7 protein-coding genes are annotated in these 17,194 nt (G+C 49.9%); 2 read left to right on the top strand and 5 right to left on the bottom strand.

The annotated features are described in order from the left end of the window. Positions 1-60 precede the first annotated feature (60 nt). The 3 genes from IPL32_08750 to IPL32_08740 all read right to left on the bottom strand — a co-directional run bounded on the left by IPL32_08750 (position 61) and on the right by IPL32_08740 (position 9,924). The gene (locus IPL32_08750) at positions 61-552 is read right to left on the bottom strand and encodes a hypothetical protein (protein ID MBK8465906.1); all 492 of its coding nucleotides are present in this window, start codon (positions 550-552) and stop codon (positions 61-63) included. 74 nt (positions 553-626) lie between these two features. Next, the gene (locus IPL32_08745; protein MBK8465905.1) at positions 627-1,229 is read right to left on the bottom strand and encodes a sigma-70 family RNA polymerase sigma factor; all 603 of its coding nucleotides are present in this window, start codon (positions 1,227-1,229) and stop codon (positions 627-629) included. Between the two features lie 49 nt (positions 1,230-1,278). Continuing rightward, positions 1,279-9,924 carry a hypothetical protein gene (locus tag IPL32_08740; protein ID MBK8465904.1) on the bottom strand — a complete coding sequence of 2,882 codons (8,646 nt, stop codon included), beginning with the start codon at positions 9,922-9,924 and terminating at the stop codon, positions 1,279-1,281. Positions 9,925-10,058: 134 nt separating this feature from the next. Here IPL32_08740 and IPL32_08735 point away from each other — a divergent pair, with 134 nt between their 5' ends. Continuing rightward, complete coding sequence (locus IPL32_08735; protein ID MBK8465903.1) at positions 10,059-10,625, top strand: sigma-70 family RNA polymerase sigma factor; 567 nt, start codon at positions 10,059-10,061, stop codon at positions 10,623-10,625. Positions 10,626-10,680: 55 nt separating this feature from the next. Here the strand turns inward: IPL32_08735 and IPL32_08730 are convergent, their stop codons facing one another. Beyond that, on the bottom strand, positions 10,681-12,879 hold the full coding sequence (locus IPL32_08730; GenBank protein MBK8465902.1) for a VCBS repeat-containing protein: 2,199 nt from the start codon (positions 12,877-12,879) through the stop codon (positions 10,681-10,683). Between the two features lie 170 nt (positions 12,880-13,049). Here IPL32_08730 and IPL32_08725 point away from each other — a divergent pair, with 170 nt between their 5' ends. Then, the gene (locus IPL32_08725; GenBank protein ID MBK8465901.1) at positions 13,050-15,635 is read left to right on the top strand and encodes a protein kinase; all 2,586 of its coding nucleotides are present in this window, start codon (positions 13,050-13,052) and stop codon (positions 15,633-15,635) included. Here the strand turns inward: IPL32_08725 and malQ are convergent. Beyond that, positions 15,632-17,179 (bottom strand): 4-alpha-glucanotransferase, encoded by a 1,548-nt coding sequence (gene malQ, locus IPL32_08720; protein ID MBK8465900.1) that lies wholly within the window; start codon positions 17,177-17,179, stop codon positions 15,632-15,634. The two genes, IPL32_08725 and malQ, sit on opposite strands and share 4 nt — an antisense overlap. Between the last annotated feature and the right edge of the window lie 15 nt (positions 17,180-17,194).

Below are 17,194 nucleotides of genomic sequence, written 5' to 3'. Positions count from 1 at the left end.
GAAACGACGAAGGTTCGCGACCCTTCGTCGTTTAGAGGCAGGGAAATTCTGAATTGGGGACTATTTGATATTGATTTTGTCAATCTGTATCTCTGTATTTTTTCCTGTGATCGTCAGATCATATTCGCCTGCGGCCAGTTCCGAGACACTGAACGAACTTGCTTTGTCGATTTTGACTCTTACCTTGAGTTGGACGCCTGTGATCTCGATCTCGCCATTTTCAAATCCTTCTCCGAGGATCTGCCCGCGAATATCAAATTTGTCATCGACGGCAGTGACTCGGAGATCGACCGCGTTGTCGCCGGATTCAAACAGCATTTGTCTTGCCTGACTGCTCGAAGAAGAACGCTCGCCGAATGCGGCACGGTTCGGTGCGAGATCTACTTGCATTACAGCAAGGACGCGTCTAACTATCGACGCTTTTGGTTCTAAAGCTCGTGTGCGGTAAAGGTTTCGAGCATACGTTACAGCATCACGCGGTGCGTCGACCGAACGATCCGTGAGCATACGCCGGATAATGTGCTCAATATTTTGTTCTTCCGAATTCTTCATGCCTTTTTAAGACCCGATTAATAACGATCTCCAATCAAACAGTGCCGACAAAGATAGAAAAAAGACACTGAGCATCATTTTGTCAGCATTTTTTCGAGTTTCTTTAAACACCTCGAACGTAAAGGGCTAATGCTTGTTTCGCCGACACCGATGGCCGCGGCGACTTCGGCATAAGTAGCCGACGGGTCGCATAAATAGATCATGGATAGGATTTGCTGACATCGCTCTTCTAGTAATTTCAGCGCTGTCCTTATCACATGCTGCTCTTCCAACTCGATCAGCAAGTCGTCGGCAAGAGGTGATTTGTCTTCAATTCGGGCCATCTCGGCTTCCATTTCCTCTTCCGTTCCCGGTGAATAAAGGCCTTTTGTGCCACGAATTATCGCCCAGCTTTTGAACTTAGCTGTCGTAACTATCCAAGACCGTATCCTTTCTGGCTGTTCGATGGAATCTATCTTTTCGACGAGAGTGAGGAAAACTTCCTGAAAAACATCAGCGGCTTGTTCTTCGCTCAGGCCGGCACGCCGCGGTATTGCAAAGATCAATCGCTGATAGCGTTCAACCAGCGTATTCCACGCTGTCTGGTCACCTTTCCGACACCCTTTTACGAGCGCGGCATCGGCTTTTGCTAATTCAGTACAATTGAAATTGGTCTCATTTTTTTGAGTCGGATTCATCGTGCCATTTCGATTCTGAAATACGAAACAGCATTTAGCAAGGGTCTTACTAAGGTATCGCTTTCAATTCAATGCGTCCACTGGCCGAAACAGGCCTGATATTTTCGTTGAATATCAGCCGTTCCCAAACAAGCTGCGACACCGAGCCTGTGGTTCCGACTGCTGTGAATCTGAGATTCAAAAGAAGGCCGTTTCCGGTGATCGGCGTTGGGCCGTAAACAGCGACTCTTAGTAAGCCCGGCGTTTCGGAGTTAGACACTGCGATAAGGCCGCTGCTGACCGTTTCCGCAACATCGACCGGAACCGTCTGCGGCCTTATCACGAAAGGATCATATCTGAGATCGAATTCATAGGCGATGATCCCTTTGTTAGCGGCTCCCTCAACCCGGATCGGTATCACGACTTCGTTTTTAGCAGATGCAATCATCTGCTGTGCTCTCACAGTGATGCTTCCATCCGATTCCTTGGCCGGACGAGCCCCTCCGTCGAGCCAGTTTCCGGAAACCTCGCCCATTAGGAACGCCGTGTAGTCCTCACCGACAATGCTACTATTGACCGCAACGTGGAAATTACTTAGTGGATCAAATTTCCAGTTTCCGGTCGCTCCTATTGGCGGACTTGCAACTACATAGTGTGCGATGTGCGCCGCATCGAATGAAGAAATATTACCGTTTCCACTAACATCTGCGACGCTCAATTGGTTCCCGGTCAGTTGAGGGAACGGAGGCCCAACCATATGTTGCGAGATCAGTGCCGCGTCAAATGAGGTTATCGCGTTATTCTGGCCGCCGGCCTTTGACGGCGTGATCGTGTATGCGCCGGAATCAAAGCCGCTGAGAGAATATTCTCCATTACCGCCTGTTGCTGTAGTCATCGAGATCGTCGTGCCCGCCGCGTGGACAAGAGCGTTTGAAACAAAACGCACTGCCGGAGCGTCGATGGCGTTGCCATACGTTATCGTCCCGTTTATCACAGGCTCAGGAGTCGGCGTGGACGACGGAGTTGGCGTCGGAACAAATCCGCTCGCCACAAACTCCGATGTATTGCCGTCTGCATCGGTCGCGGCGGCCGTTAGCGAATCGCCGAGCTGAAATCCTAACTGTGCAGCGTTACCGAGATTTATCTGTTTAAAACCGCCGTTATTGTAGTCGCTAATTGCCCAGAACTCACTCGATGTGATCGGGAGCCTGCCTTGGCCAGTGGCGTCCGATATAAAGAACTCAATCTTGATTCCGTTAGCGCCGTAGTTTGCGTTTGACGGATCGGTATCCACGAGATAAAAAACTATCAGGTCGCCGTTGCCGTCGATTGAAAAATTGTCTATCTCAGGATAATTCTGGCCGCGATTAGGCCCGCTATCTCCGTCACCGCCGTCATTTGGATTTACGCCCACCGGAAAAATATCGATCCCGAGGCCGGCATTGCCGAAAATAATGTTACGGGTGAAGCGGTTGTTTTGGGTTGATTGCGTGCCTTCGGTTCGGGGAGCGGGTTCACCGTCTTCGACAAAGATGCCGCTTCCGCCATTTCCGCCGATCGTGTTGCCTGCGTCCGGATCGTCGCCTCCAACGATATTGTTGCTCGCGCCGCCGGCCAGGTGAATTCCATGCAACGTATTGCCGAATGCGCTGCCGACAGGGCTATTGCCGACGAGATTGCGCCTGATAAAGTTGCCGACCGACCCTTGGCCACTGACAAAAATGCCGCTGCGCGTATTACCTGAAATTTTGTTGCCCAAGGTTAAATTGGCGCCGCCGATCGTGTTGTTCGGCGCGTTGATGATCGCGACGCCGTTCTGGCCGTTGGCAACGCGGAGATACGCGGCTCCGATATGGTTTATGACGCCTATGTCGGCGCTTAAAAGGCTGTTGTACTGAACGCCGAGTCCCTCTAACATCACGCCGTTCCCGACGTTGCCCCCGATCGTTATTCCGCCCGAGCCTTGACCGATAATATTATTGGATGAGTTCACGATCTTTACTCCGTCGCCGCCGTTGCCGATGCCGAGCGTGCCTGCGCTGTCGGTGCCGATGATCGCATTGTTGATCTGATTCGAGTAAGAATTTGGCCCTTCGATCAACACGCCCGGTCCGTTATTGCCGCTGATAATATTCTTAGGTTCCCCCGGTTGAAAGGTGCCCACAAGAACATTTTGGACGTTCGAAAGTGCAACTCCGGCGAGAACATTTGGAGCCTCTACTGGAAATTCGAACCCGAGCCCTTTGAAGATGCCTATAGTATTACCGCTGATCCGTGTCAGAGGCGTACCAAGCTCGCGCTTGACCGGCTGCTGACCGATCTCGTTGAACGCAGGAGCATTTCCGTCAACAAGAATGCCATTCGCTCCGCTATTGCCAATCGTGTTGTTAAGTATGGTCGTGTTCAACGCTTGGTTGACAAATATCCCGTCGGCTCCGTTGCCAATTGCCGTTCCATCGGGTGCGACGCCGATGTAATTAGAAACGATGGAATTATTGGCTGCGAACGCACCCTCCAGCCAGATGCCTTGCTGCGTATTGCCGCCGATGATGTTTGCGTAATCATCTATTTCGCAACCATTATCCGGAATACAGTTCTTGGTGTCACCGCCGATCAGGTTGTTATTGCCAAGTTTGATCTTGATGCCGATATTGTTTGACACCGCAGCATAACCGGATGATTTAATTCCGATCCGGTTGCCCTGTATCTTATTGCCGGTCGGATGGTCTTCTACATCGAAGTCGCCACCGAAGATAAGGGTGCCGATAGCGATGCCGATACCTGGAGTTTGATCATTGCCAGAGATAACGTTGCCTTCAAAAGCGCTTCGCTTGCCGCCTATCTGGTTATTGAATGCATCGACAGCAAGAAAGACACCCGTTTTTCCATTTCCCAACCCAAAGGATCCGCTGCTGGTTGTCCCTATACGGTTTCCGGTGACCGTATTATTCTCGATGGGCAGGGTTTTGGTCAGCTCTTCCCTGCCGAGGATGTGAGCCAAATCCAGTGCCAGCTGCGAACCAACGCCGCCGCCCCCCAACTGCAAACCACTATAGGTATTTCCTGAAATTGTGTTCCCGGATACAGTGGAGTTGTTTGTGCCTGAGAAAAGAATGACCCCGTCCCTATTTGGCAAAGGATCGGTGCCGTTTTGCTTTGTGCCGATCTTGTTATCGGAAATCGAAACGTTTGACGGCCCTACGGTGATGCCGCCGGTTAGGATTCCCTGCTCTGTGTTTCCGGAGATAAGGTTCTGTGAAATTGACGCATTTGTAACATTTTCTAGGAGAACGACGCCTTGCCTGTTAGGGATTGCATTGTTGCCGGATGGATCGGTTCCGATCCGGTTGTTAATAACATTTGCACTGCTTAAGGGTGCGCTCTCTCCTGAAAGAACAACGCCTAATTCATTACCTGAAACGATATTCGGCGGCCCTGTAGAGCTTCCAACTGCGTTACTTGTGTCAAGTAATGCCACTCCCCATTTATTCGGCAAGGCGGCTGTTCCGGCTTTATTTATTCCAATATAATTGCCGGATATCGTATTTTGGCCGGCTCCGTTCCCAATGACGATGCCGTTGTTCGGGGCATTGCCGGAGATGATATTTCGTCGGTCGTTCGACCCACCGATAGTATTGTTCGCGGCAGAGCTTAGAATTACTAGTCCCGCAAATCCATTTTTCAGTGGGGCATTGCCGGTTGTGTCGGTTCCGATCATATTCCCTTCGATGCGATTGGTGTTTGATCCCGCGGTTATGTCGATTCCGGCGGTTGTGTTTCCCGAGATCAGGTTTGTGTCCTCATCGAGAATGCCACCGATCGTGTTGCCATTAGATGCGGCGATTGCGATTCCAATGCCATTCGGCAAAGAGCCAGTTCCGATCTTGTTGGTTCCGATCTTGTTATTGATCACCGTATTTGCGTTCGCCCCGCCCTGAAGAAAAATACCGGCCTCGCTGTTTCCGATCACGTTTCCATTTTCCGATACGGCTCCGCCGATCCGGTTCCTTTGCGAGGAGCTTCCCGAAATTGCAATTGCGCTGATTGCTTGTCTGGTATTGTCTGCAGTCATCCCGTCCGGAAATATTCCGAGAAAACAAGATTCCACCACGTTGTCGCTACCCTGAATTAAAATGTCCGCTCCAACAAAACGATGTATGGCAAGGCCATTAATCGTCACATTATTGGTTTGGATAGCAATGCCGTTTCCGGAGTTGTTCCCGTCCCTGATTTCAATTAGCGGAGAATCCAAATAGCCCGGCTGAGATGTACCGTTTACCATCACGCGTTCGGTAATTGTAGGGAGAGCCGTCATCGGCTGTATGGTACGAACGCCGCCGCCCGGAATGTCGAAGTTGATTACGTCAAATCCATTGCGTGCATTCGCTTCCTGTATCGCTGCTCGAAGCGAACACTGCAGCCCTGTGTTACTTGTATCAACATCACAAAAGCCGTCCGCCGTATTAGGATCGCTTTCATCGCTGTCGATTGTTACGACGATCGGCTCGATACAAGTAACCTCAGGACTTTCCAACGCCTGTTGAAAAGTTCCGGTCGTGCAAACACCTGCAGCACACGAGAACTCTGAGGTGTTTCCAAATAAGTCGGTTGCGGTTGCGGTAAACGCCAGTTGTGTCGGTATGACCGGATTCGCTGACACGAATGTAAAGCCCGCAAAGCCATTGCCGTCGGTTTGCACATTTACCGAGCCTATATAATTTGACCCTTCGCCGTAAGTCGATGGATCGGCTGCGGGACTCTGATAGTAGTCGATCGTAAATTGGCTCGCGGGAACGCTCCTTAAAGTCGTAGGAATTGACACTGTTCCGTTGCCGTTGATCACCGCCTCAAACAACTCGGGAAAATTCTGATATCCGTTGGCTCCGTCGTCTACGTCGAAGCAATCATTCGTTGTTACGCCGGACGGATAAGGATCAGACAAAGTTGCGTTGACGAGATCGATGCCGAGTCCGCCGTTGATAGCGATGGCGTTTTTGCTTATCGTTACATTTCTTGCAGGCGATATGCCGGTCTGCGGATGAGTAAATTGTGAAACGACAACTCCTCCACGGCCATTGCCGATGATGAAGTTCATTTCGCCCGGGTTATATCCGCCGATCGTGGTCCGTCCGTCGCCAGAAGCTTCTATACCATGACCGGAATTACCTGCAAGATTTCCAGACTTGTTAAGGCCGATGAAATTATTGAAGACGGTCACCGAAGCCCCGGCGAAGGTTGATATACTAAGGCCTGTGCCTCGTGTCCCGTTGTAATATGGATCACTTGTCTCAGCCGCGATGTAATTACGCTGCAAGTTGCCGGTGCCGCCGATCGCAGCCGAAGTTCCTCCAAACGAACGGGAGCAAACGCCGCAGGAGACGGTCCCGCCAACCCCATTCCCAATCGAAGTATTTCCATCGGATGACAAACCCACTATATTGCCTCGGATCTCAAAAGTTCCACCGCCCGCGATGTGCGTTGTAGAGGCGCCGGACTGGTCGTTACCCGATGCGATATTGCCACCGTCAACCGTGCCTCCGTTGCCGTCACTTAGTTCGGCTCCGAAAACATAACTACCGTAGTATGAATTGAATCCTTGTCGATTTGGCAATGCGGCTGTTCCCGAACGGTTTACGCCGAGATAATTGTTTACCGCAAACACAAAGCCATAACCCGAGCGATAAAGACCGCCACCGCCAAAACCGCCCGGATCGTTGTTTCCGGATATAAGGTTGCACATCCCAGTGCAGTCACCACTGGGCGAGGTTCCGCCCGGCGATCCAACAATAACGAAAGCAAGATCACTCGGCGTAGTCCAAACCGTGTCGGTTATCAGACAAAATCCGACGCAGCTATTATTCCTTTGGTCGTTCCGCATCGCGGTCGTGCCGGTGATATCTGTTCCAATATTGTTTCCGATTATGTAGCAGGCACCGCTGAGTCCGAACGTACTTTGGCTGGCATATCCGCAATACAGAGCATCCCAACCGTTATCCGAAATAACATTGCGACCGTTATGGGCGATGGAACCGATGGTCGTATTAACATCGGCAGGTGAGCTAACCCCGACGCCACAATTTCCAAGAGGACCGACGCCGTTCGCGGTCGTGCCGATCTTATTACCCTTTAAAACATTAGAATCAGTTTGAAGGCTGCCGTCTTCCAGTGAGATCAGGCCGAACATGTATATGCCTCCGCCCTGACATTGGCCAAAGGTATTTTCAGGTCCACCGTTGCCTGAAACAACGTTGCCCTCGCCAAATCCATCGCCACCAAAACGATTATTAATACCGGTAAAGAAAACGCCGTACGAGTTGCCGACTTTGATATTGCCAAGCGAATTAGTTCCTATGTAATTACCATAAATAAAATTGTTATTGCCGCCGGTTATCGCGAGTCCGACACCCTGCTTGTTTTCGTCGGGATTCCCGTTACCCGATAGAATATTTCTTGCTTGCGCGGTCGTTCCGCCGATAGTGTTGTTGTCGGCGTCAAAAATATGAACGCCGTTTGCATCGTTGCCTTTCTTAATTTCGCCGGTCGGATCGGTTCCGAGAAAATTGCCTTCGATGATCACATTTCCAACATTAGGAAAACTAGATGTGCTTAACACCGTAATCCCGCTCCCGCCGATCTGTGAGCCGCTATCGTCGTCGTAATAGCTCGGGATTTGATTGATCGCCAGGCCGCGCACGAGCGAATTCGATGCTTTGATCTTTAGTCCTTCGTGGCCGCCGGCCATCAGATCACCGGAGATTTCGATGAGCGGAGAGCCGGCAAACCCCGGCTGCGTCGTGCCGTCGATCGTTGTCTGCTTATTGATGTCGGTAAAATTTGATGACGGATGTAATGTCTGTACACCTGAGCCTGGAATATCGAATACGATGAGGTTAGTACCGCCGATGTTTGTATTGGCCAGAAAGAGCGCTCTGCGAAGCGTACAAACCTGATTTGGCGTCACGCAATCACCTCCGCTGTCGGCATCGGTCGAGTTAACAGTAAACGTGGCCGCGGGCAGCGACATCATCACAATCGGTGAGCTGCCAAGCACAACAATATCGCTCAACGCGTCTGCGTTAAGACGCATTGGCACAATAGCGCTTGAGCCTGCACCGGCGCTGATCGAAACCGTGTTTGCTCTGCCCATTTGTTGAGAACTGTTCCATTTTCCAACGATATGAATGTTGTTTGTGACGGCATCAATAATCGCGAGATCATCCAGACCGGAATCGGAGAATCTGCCTTTTATGAGTTGATTCGGCCGACCGTTCGAAACAGCCGCTGCTATAGCCGGATCGGCAGCAACAGTTTCTATCCGGAATTTAGAAAACGGCACAGGCTTTGGTGCTAAGGTTGCTTCAAACGCGACCTTTCGTCGGGCGTTCGTGTCAAGTGTTTTTTGAATATCGTCGCTCAATTTTTTTGCCCGTTCGGCTGGAGTGAGCTTTGCCGATTCTTTTTGCAGAGCCGCAAACTTGTCGTTAAACACTTTTTCCCGATCTTCTTTTATCGCAGACGCATCGGCCATGAGCTGGCCTCGCTCGTCGGCTTCTGCTTCGGTCTTTGGCAGATCGTTTTTGATCATGCCATAGTTTCCAATGTCGGCATCAACAGGCCGCATGCTAGTTGCTCCGGTTTGTCGAATCTCATCGCGCGTGAGTTTATTTGTGGTAACTGCGACGTCACTTCTCCGCGGTTCAAGCAAACTGATCCTGCCGTCTGACGAAAGCAGGGCTATGCTCTCGCCGCGTTCCTTGCCGAAACGCCCAATCGCAAGATCGACGATCGAGAACGGCATTTGCTTTGATTGCAAAAAAGCAGAGGGGCGCTCTATGTCGAGGTCGGCCTTCAGATCAAGCGGGTACGCCTGTCCCCGACCGTGTATCAAGGTCAATGATGAGCCTCCAGCTGCTGCCACATCACCATAAGGGTCTTTATCAAGATTGCCGATCGCAAGCGATCTTGCGGCTGTCGGCAAAGCGAATTTCTCGGGCTTTCGCGCAAATGCTCCTTCAGGATGTTCGTATACCGCGACAAAAGAACTGCCCTTGCCCACATAGGCGACAGCGATGTCGGCTTGCTGATCCGGCCGGCCTATTTCGCCCGTCTCAAGTGCCGTGATCTGCCCATCAACGGTAATTGCACTCGGAGCTAAAAATCTGCCGTTTCCATCGCCAGCAGCGCAATATATGATGTTTGTTCCCCTAGCCGCGGCCAAAATGTCCGCCTTGCCGTCTGCATTAAAATCGCCAGCCGAAATGAAATCAGGTGAGATTGGCAGGGACCGGTCCGGCACAGCTTTCGAAAATGCCGTTGCTTCCCCGCTTTCGGCACGACGAAGCTTTGCCTCAGGAGAATTTGGATAGATCGTATCGGCGTTGCCCTTATAAAAAGTGATCTTGCCGCTTGTATCAACCGAGACAAGGTCTTGCACCCCATCAAAGTCAAAATCAGCAGTCACGCCGGCAACTGCCGGAGAGTATACAGATTTTGCATCTGCAGGCAATGAGAGCAGAGGATCATCGTAATTTACATGCGGATAACCGGGCTTGTCTTTGTCAGCGACCCTAGGCAATAAAGGAGCGTTTTCGACTGCCAATGAAGCCCGTTGAATGCCGGTGATAAATTCCATCAATCCAAATGACACATTTGGATAAACGACTTTTACCAAACCCAAGAAAGCTATGACGATAATTAAACCCGTGATTTTTCGCATGACGTTACCTCGCAAATCAATCTCTTTACTTAGTAGGGCGAGAATATTTGCCGGAAACGCTCACCAATGGTCAAAAAAAACCTATTTTTTTACGGGATAGTAAGTATAATTGGCTGTTATTCAGGATTAGTGAAATGAAAGCGGATATTGAGATAACAAAACTTCTGAACGAGATGAGCGCCGGCGACGAAGCGTCGCCCGATAAGTTGCTGGAGCTCGTTTACGACGACCTTCGCAGTCTGGCGGGTGCGTATATGCACAATGAGCGCAGCGATCACACGTTACAAGCGACGGCCCTCGTTCACGAAGCCTATATGCGGCTCGTGGATTGGAAAAATGTTTCGTGGCAGAATCGAGCTCAGTTTTTTTCAGTTGCGGCAGAGGTGATGCGGAAGGTTTTGATCGATCATGCCCGTGCTCGAAAAACACAAAAAAGAAGCGGCCACAAACTTGTCCTTGACGAGGCCATCAGTTTGCCTAATCGCCGTCCGATCGACCTGCTTGCCCTCGATGAGGCACTGCAAAGTCTCGAACAACTAGATCCGCGACAGGCAAAGATCGTCGAGCTTAGATTTTTTGGCGGACTTTCGATCGAGGAAACTGCATATATTTTGAAGATCGGCGAATCTACGGTCAGGCGCGAATGGACTTTTGCAAAAGCGTGGTTTCAACGCGAACTCGGCAAGGAATCAACGAAATAAAAAAAGAACCGGACTGAATAATCCGGCTCCTACACGAAAGAATCCCTAAAACATATTACGGCATGTAAATGGATGGAACTGGCTTATCGGTCGATAGTCCATAGTTGACGGCATACGCTTGGCCGTTTGAGCTTTTTAATATCCACCAAACTCCATTTCGATAGATTGCAATGTCCGTTTTTCCGTCGCCGTCGTAGTCTGCCGGTACCGGCACATCGGTCGATATGCCAAACTGCGTTGCGTTGAAATTCTGTGCCGGCACACCGGTTGGTTTTGCAATGTACCATGATGATGCGGACGGACGGTACACAGCGAGATCTGACTTTCCATCACCGTTAAAATCACCGCTCAAAGGAATGTCGCCGTTCTGGCCAAAAGCATCGCCTCGTGCCAAACCGTTAGAACTCTGAAGTATGTACCAAGCACCGTTGGATGGTCGGAAGACTGCCTGATCTGCCTTGTAATCTCCGTCAAAATCACCAATCAGTGGAACGTCACCGCTTTGGCCCCAACGCACTGCAATTACCTGTTGATTTGAGCTGTTCTGCCTCCACCAAGTGCCGTCCGACGGACGAAAGATGCTGATGTCCGCAGTTCCATCACCGTCAAAATCTGCCGGCACGGGAATATCATCTGCCAGGCCAAAAGTCACGGAGCGAGTACTGCTTGCGGACGACTGGAATATCCACCAGGTTCCTGCACGATAGATCGCATCATCTGGTCTTGCGTCGCCGTCGTAATCAGCCGGCACCGCTTTGTCCGTGGACAATCCCCATTGTCGGTACGATACAAAATTTGAAAATTGCGGGTTGATCGCACCTGTACTCATCGAACGAAACAAGCCCATGCGTCCGTTGCCGTCGGCATCAGGCCGAACTACGGAAAAATCGGAAATGCCGTCATGGTCAAAGTCAGCAACTGCACATTGCGATGGCGAAGTCGGATTAATGAAGGCCGCTACCGCTGTGCTTTCCTGACTGATTGATGCGTTAGTGCCTTTTCCGGCAACCATAAAGCCCCCCCCGGATGTTGCCGTGATCGCAAATCCATAGGCTGATGTTCCGGGACCGTATGTCGATATAAGGCTACCGTTACAACCAAATGATTTATCGACAGAGCCATCTGCGTTGTAGCGAGCGATCCCAGCGCGTGTATTTATCGTTCCTGCCCAATAACCCGTTGTTACGATCTTTCCGCCCGCAACAAGTGTTGCATCTTGAATTAATTCCTGACTGTTTCCAAAATAGCCGCCTGCCACGCCACTCGTTCCGAATGTCGGATCGAGGACACCGGCCGCTGTGTATTTCAACAGCAAATGACGCTCAAATCCGGTCGGGGATCTGACACCAATCCCAATCACGGCACCAGCCGCATCTACCATCACTTTTCGCAAATAGTCCGGGTTTGTAGAAACGTCATTGAATATCTTGCCGGTGCCGGCAAATGAAGTATCAAGATTTCCATTGCTCAGGTAACGGGCGAGAGCACACGCGTTACCAGAACTGCCGCCAAGTGTTATCGAGCCGGTTGTTGGATGAACCGCTATCGAAAATGCATTGTCCGTGCCGCTGTTGAAATCGGTCGTGACGACTCCGCCCGTTCCGAAGGTCGTGTCGAGAGCTCCGTTTGCAGTCACCTTAGCCAGAAAGAAGTTTCGTCCCGAGCCGGTTCCCAGGCCTCCTGCGACGTACATTGAGCCATCCGCAAGCATCCAAATGTCCTGCACGAACGAGGTCGTGCTGTTGAACTGAGTGATAAGTGAACCACTAGTGCCAAAATTGGTGTCGAGTGTACCGTTGTCGTTTAACCGTGTGATACCCGAGAAATACGCCGACGAGGTCAAAATGTTACCTATCGCAATAATCTTGCCAGTGGTTGGCTGAATTGCAACGCCGGTCGCCTGAGAATCCTGAGCAACACTGCCGCTTGAAAAGATGACAACTGACGTTCCGGTTGGGCCGAATGTTGTGTCCAGTTCGCCAGTCGATGAAAAACGCGAGACCGAAAAGCCGTAAGCCGAACTTGTCGCGACCTGTCCCGCTCCGGCTGTGACGATCTTTCCAGTTGCTGCATCCTGCGTTATCGCATTCGCCTGACTCAAGCCGTTAGGATTGACTGCACCGACTATTACAAGTTTTCCTGCAGCACCAAAACTGTTGTCAACGGCGCTTGCCGCCGGAACTTCGACGCTGAGCGAGATCATAATAATTAAAGAAAGGATCGTCGAGATCGATCGGAATACTGATTTCTGCATATGTTTACCCCTTGAACAATAATAAAATTAGTCTTCACCCATATAAGGCGATATCTCCTTTCGAAAGCGCTCACAATTACTTTGCGGCTATGCAATTATTTTGGTTTTTTAGGTGTTTTACCATTATTTATGTGAAAATATTGCAAGCATATCGATAGTCAGATCAGCCAATGAAAAATTCAGATTGGCAGCAGGTAAAGAATATTTTTGCAGAGACTCTGGAACTGCCGGCAGTCCAACGTCTGGAATTTCTCAAAGAAAAATGTAATGGCCGTGAAGATCTTTTTCACGAGGTCTCCTCTCTACTTTCTGCCTCCGTCGAAACCGAAAATCTGATCGAAACAAACGCCATTGATCTCGCTTCAAGGGTCGGCGCGAAGGAATACGATTACACTCAGCAGCATTTTGGAAATTACAAGATTTTGCGCGAGATCGGTAGCGGCGGCATGGGAACCGTTTTTTTGGCGACACGTGACGACGGTGAATTTTCGATGCAGGTCGCTCTTAAGATCGTACGTCAGTCCGTCGCCGATCGTGAGATCATTGCCCGGTTCAAACGTGAGCGTCAGATTCTCGCGAATTTAAATCATCCAAATATTGCTGTCTTACATGACGGCGGCGTCAGCGAAAAAGGCGAGCCTTTTTTGGCAATGGAATATGTCGATGGCGAAACTCTCACAGACTATGCGGATAAAAATGATCTGTCGATCAAAGAAAAACTCAGGCTTTTTTTGAAGATATGTTCGGCGGTCTCTTATGCTCATAGGAATTTGGTTGTTCATCGTGACATTAAGCCCTCGAATATTCTCGTAACACGCGAAGGCGAGCCGAAGCTGTTAGATTTTGGTTTAGCAAAGGCCTTCGAAATCGACAACTCAAAAACACAAACCGCTTTGCGTGCTTTTACACCTGCCTATGCATCACCGGAACAGATACAAGGGCAAAAAATTACGACCGCAAGCGACATATACTCGCTAGGCGTTGTTTTTTATGAGTTGTTAACCGGGACCAAACCTTTTAATTTTGAGAACAAAAGTTATGAGGAAATTCTCAGAACGGCAACACAGTCAGCGCCGCCGCTGCCCTCCGCAAATCCGCGATCCGTGATCCATGATCCGCAGTTGAAGGGCGACCTGGATAACATTGCTCTCACCGCACTTAGAAAGGAGCCCGAACGCCGGTTCAAGACCGTTGAAGATTTTTCCGAGGACGTCAGGCGGCATTTAGCCGGACGTCCTATCTCGGCGAGGCCTAATACATCGCGTTACCTGGCCGGGAAATTTATTCAAAGAAACAAAATAGCTGTCGGCGCGGCCGCACTGATAATCATTTCGCTCGTGACCGGACTCGCCCTTTCGTTGTGGCAAGCTGATCGTGCCCGTAAGGAAAGAGATCGCGCCGAAAAGCGATTTCAGGATGTGAGACAGCTTTCTAATTCCTTGCTTTTTGAGATCTCGCCGAAGATCGAGAGACTGCCAGGTTCGATCGAGGCCCGTGAATTGCTAGTTCAAAAGGCTTTGGAATATTTGGATAGCCTCGCGGCCGAATCGCAAACCGACATCGTGCTAAAGGCGGAACTCGCTTCCGCCTACGAAAAGGTTGGTGACTTACAAGGTAACATTGACAAACCGAATCTGAGCGATTTCGTTGGCGCCGTCTCGAGTTTTGAAAAGGCACAGGCGATCCGCCAATCTCTCCCAGCCGAGGCGGATAATCGTTTACGCCTGGCACAAAATTTAAAGGTCGTGGGTTCAATTCGCAACAGGCAGAATGATGTAAAAGGCTCAATTAGGGATTTGGAGCAAGCTGAGATCATTTTCTCGGCTCTCGTTTCACAAGCTCCTGATTCTTTCGATCTTCGCATCGCGTCAATCGAAGCTGCAACTGAACATGCCCAGATCTATTCACTAAATAACCAATATGCAGAGGCGATCCCGCTCTTTCGAAAAGCGGTGGACGCACTCGAAAGGATCGATCCGAACCAGCGAAAATCGCGACTGCTCATGGTCAAAGTTCATGCGTATTTTGGCAATGCATTGTCATGGGACAACCAACAGGCCGCGGCGGAAACCGAAATGGCAAAAGCTCTTTCAATTTCCGAAAAACTAGGCTCTGAATTTCCAAACGATTCGGAGATCAGATCGGTCGTTTTGCAAGCCTACAATTTGGCAAGCAGTATTTACGAAGGCATCCAAAACGACCTTTCGCTCCATCTCGGAAGAATGGCATTGGCGACGGCTGAGAAGGCCGTCGAAGCCGATAAACTGGATTCTCAGGCGACCTACAATTTGGCACGCGCATTTTCCCGGATGGGAATTACATTCACTAATGTTGGCAAACTCCCTGAGGCAGTCACAAACCTGCGGAGATCCGAAGTAATATTCAACGAATTAATCAAGAGAGAACCAAAAAATGTTATCTATCAGCGAGACCTAGCCAAGCTCTACGTCAGGATGGGTGACACGAGCCAAAAACGCAGGGACCTGACTGATGCACTATTGAAATATCAAAACTCTGCCGTAATTTTTGAAAGGATCGCCATTGAAGATGAGTTAAATACGCTGGCACAGCGTGACCTTGCACAATCTCTAAAAAGCGTTGGCAAAATTCAGATAGGCCTAACCCAGACATCCTCAGCCAAATTAACACTCCAACGCGCAAAAGATATCTTGATTCGATTGAAAGAAAGAAATGCTCTTGGCGGTTTTGATGAACAGCTATTCGATGATGTCAAAAAGACGCTGGAATCGATCTAGGTTCTTTCTTCTGTTTTGTTTTCTGCTCTACCGTACGTCTCTGTGAGTTCCTTTAGTTTTAAGGCGATCTCCGCAGTAATCGAGTCTTTGGCCAAACACCATTGCCAGTTGCCTGTTGTAGTGGCAGGAAGATTCATTCTCGCTTCATTTCCAAGTCCGAGGATGTCTTGCATCGGCGCCATCGCTGTGTCGGCAACAGATGCCCAGACTGCCCGAATAAAATCCCAGTGAATTGTAGCACCGTCCGAATTGAGATATTTCAGACAATGTTCCTGCACACGACTCACTGCCATTTCGTCTGAATCTGAGTCCGCATTCAATTGAGAAGTGAACCATCCAACTACCGTATCGTTGTCGTGGGTTCCGGTGTATGCAACACAATTGCTGATGTAGTTGTGCGGTAAATCTAGATTTTTGGCGTCACCCCCAAAAGCAAACTGCAATATTCGCATTCCGGGAAAGCCAAATGAATCGCGTAGAGCTTCAACCTCAGGAGTGACAAAACCGAGATCCTCGGCAATTACCGGAAGCTTATTCAAAGAAGACTTTAGCCTGGTAAACAGTTCCTTGCCTGGTACATTTACCCATTGGCCGTTTTCGGCGGTCTTGTCGCCGCCGGGAACTTCCCAAGCAGACGCGAATCCGCGAAAATGATCGATGCGAACGATGTCAACCATCTCCAGCGTCGAACGGAAACGCTCGATCCACCATCCAAATCCGTCATCGCGCATTGCATCCCAGTTGTAGATTGGATTGCCCCAAAGTTGGCCCGTCTTTGAAAAATAGTCCGGTGGAACACCTGAAACAACTGTCGGCGTGCCGTTAGGATCGAGTTTGAACTTATCCTGATTGCACCACACATCTGCCGAATCGAGTGCGACGAAAATTGGAATGTCTCCGATGATCTTAACGCCGCACTTGTTTGCGTATTCTCTTACTGCCTGCCATTGCCGGAAAAAAAGAAACTGGTAAAACTTTTCGGCTTGAATCTCTTTGTAAAATTGTTCAGAAGCGGCGCCAAGAGATTGCTCTTCACGAAGCTTCAAGGAATCCGACCATTCAAACCACGGCTTTTGGTCTTGATGACTCTTTATTGAACGATAGAGCGCATAATCATCGAGCCACCATTGTTTTTTCCGACAAAACACTCCGAACTCGTCACGAAGTTCCGCATCTGCGGAAAATTGAAAGCCCTCATATGCCAACGACAGCATCTGAGATTTCCATTTATAAACCGCGCCAAAATCGACTTTATCCGTCGGCATTTTCGGTGGATCGGCGATGACTTCTTTACCGATCAATCCATCATTAGCCAATTTTTCTTGCGAGATCAACAGCGTATTCCCGGCAAACGCGGAAAAACTCTGATAGGGCGAATCGCCATAACCTGTCGGCCCAAGCGGAAGTATCTGCCAATAAGTCTGTCCCGTCTCAGCAAGAAGATCGACAAAACGAAATGCCTCAGGACCAAGATCGCCAATACCGAACTCGCCCGGCAGAGATGTTGGATGCAAGAGAATGCCTGACCGTCTTGGGAAACTCATAGTAAATGAAAAGCT

The sequence above is a fragment of the Chloracidobacterium sp. genome (assembly GCA_016711345.1).
Taxonomy (GTDB): Bacteria; Acidobacteriota; Blastocatellia; order Pyrinomonadales; family Pyrinomonadaceae; genus OLB17.
This window is presented reverse-complemented; position numbering and strand designations above follow the sequence as displayed.

Excerpts from the sequence above, each read along its gene's own strand:
- malQ (MBK8465900.1), bottom strand. The coding sequence starts at position 17,179 with ATGAGTTTCCCAAGACGGTCAGGCATTCTCTTGCATCCAACATCTCTG.
- IPL32_08740 (MBK8465904.1), bottom strand. The coding sequence starts at position 9,924 with ATGCGAAAAATCACGGGTTTAATTATCGTCATAGCTTTCTTGGGTTTG.
- IPL32_08725 (MBK8465901.1), top strand. The coding sequence starts at position 13,050 with ATGAAAAATTCAGATTGGCAGCAGGTAAAGAATATTTTTGCAGAGACT.
- IPL32_08735 (MBK8465903.1), top strand. The coding sequence starts at position 10,059 with ATGAAAGCGGATATTGAGATAACAAAACTTCTGAACGAGATGAGCGCC.
- IPL32_08750 (MBK8465906.1), bottom strand. The coding sequence starts at position 552 with ATGAAGAATTCGGAAGAACAAAATATTGAGCACATTATCCGGCGTATG.
- IPL32_08730 (MBK8465902.1), bottom strand. The coding sequence starts at position 12,879 with ATGCAGAAATCAGTATTCCGATCGATCTCGACGATCCTTTCTTTAATT.
- IPL32_08745 (MBK8465905.1), bottom strand. The coding sequence starts at position 1,229 with ATGAATCCGACTCAAAAAAATGAGACCAATTTCAATTGTACTGAATTA.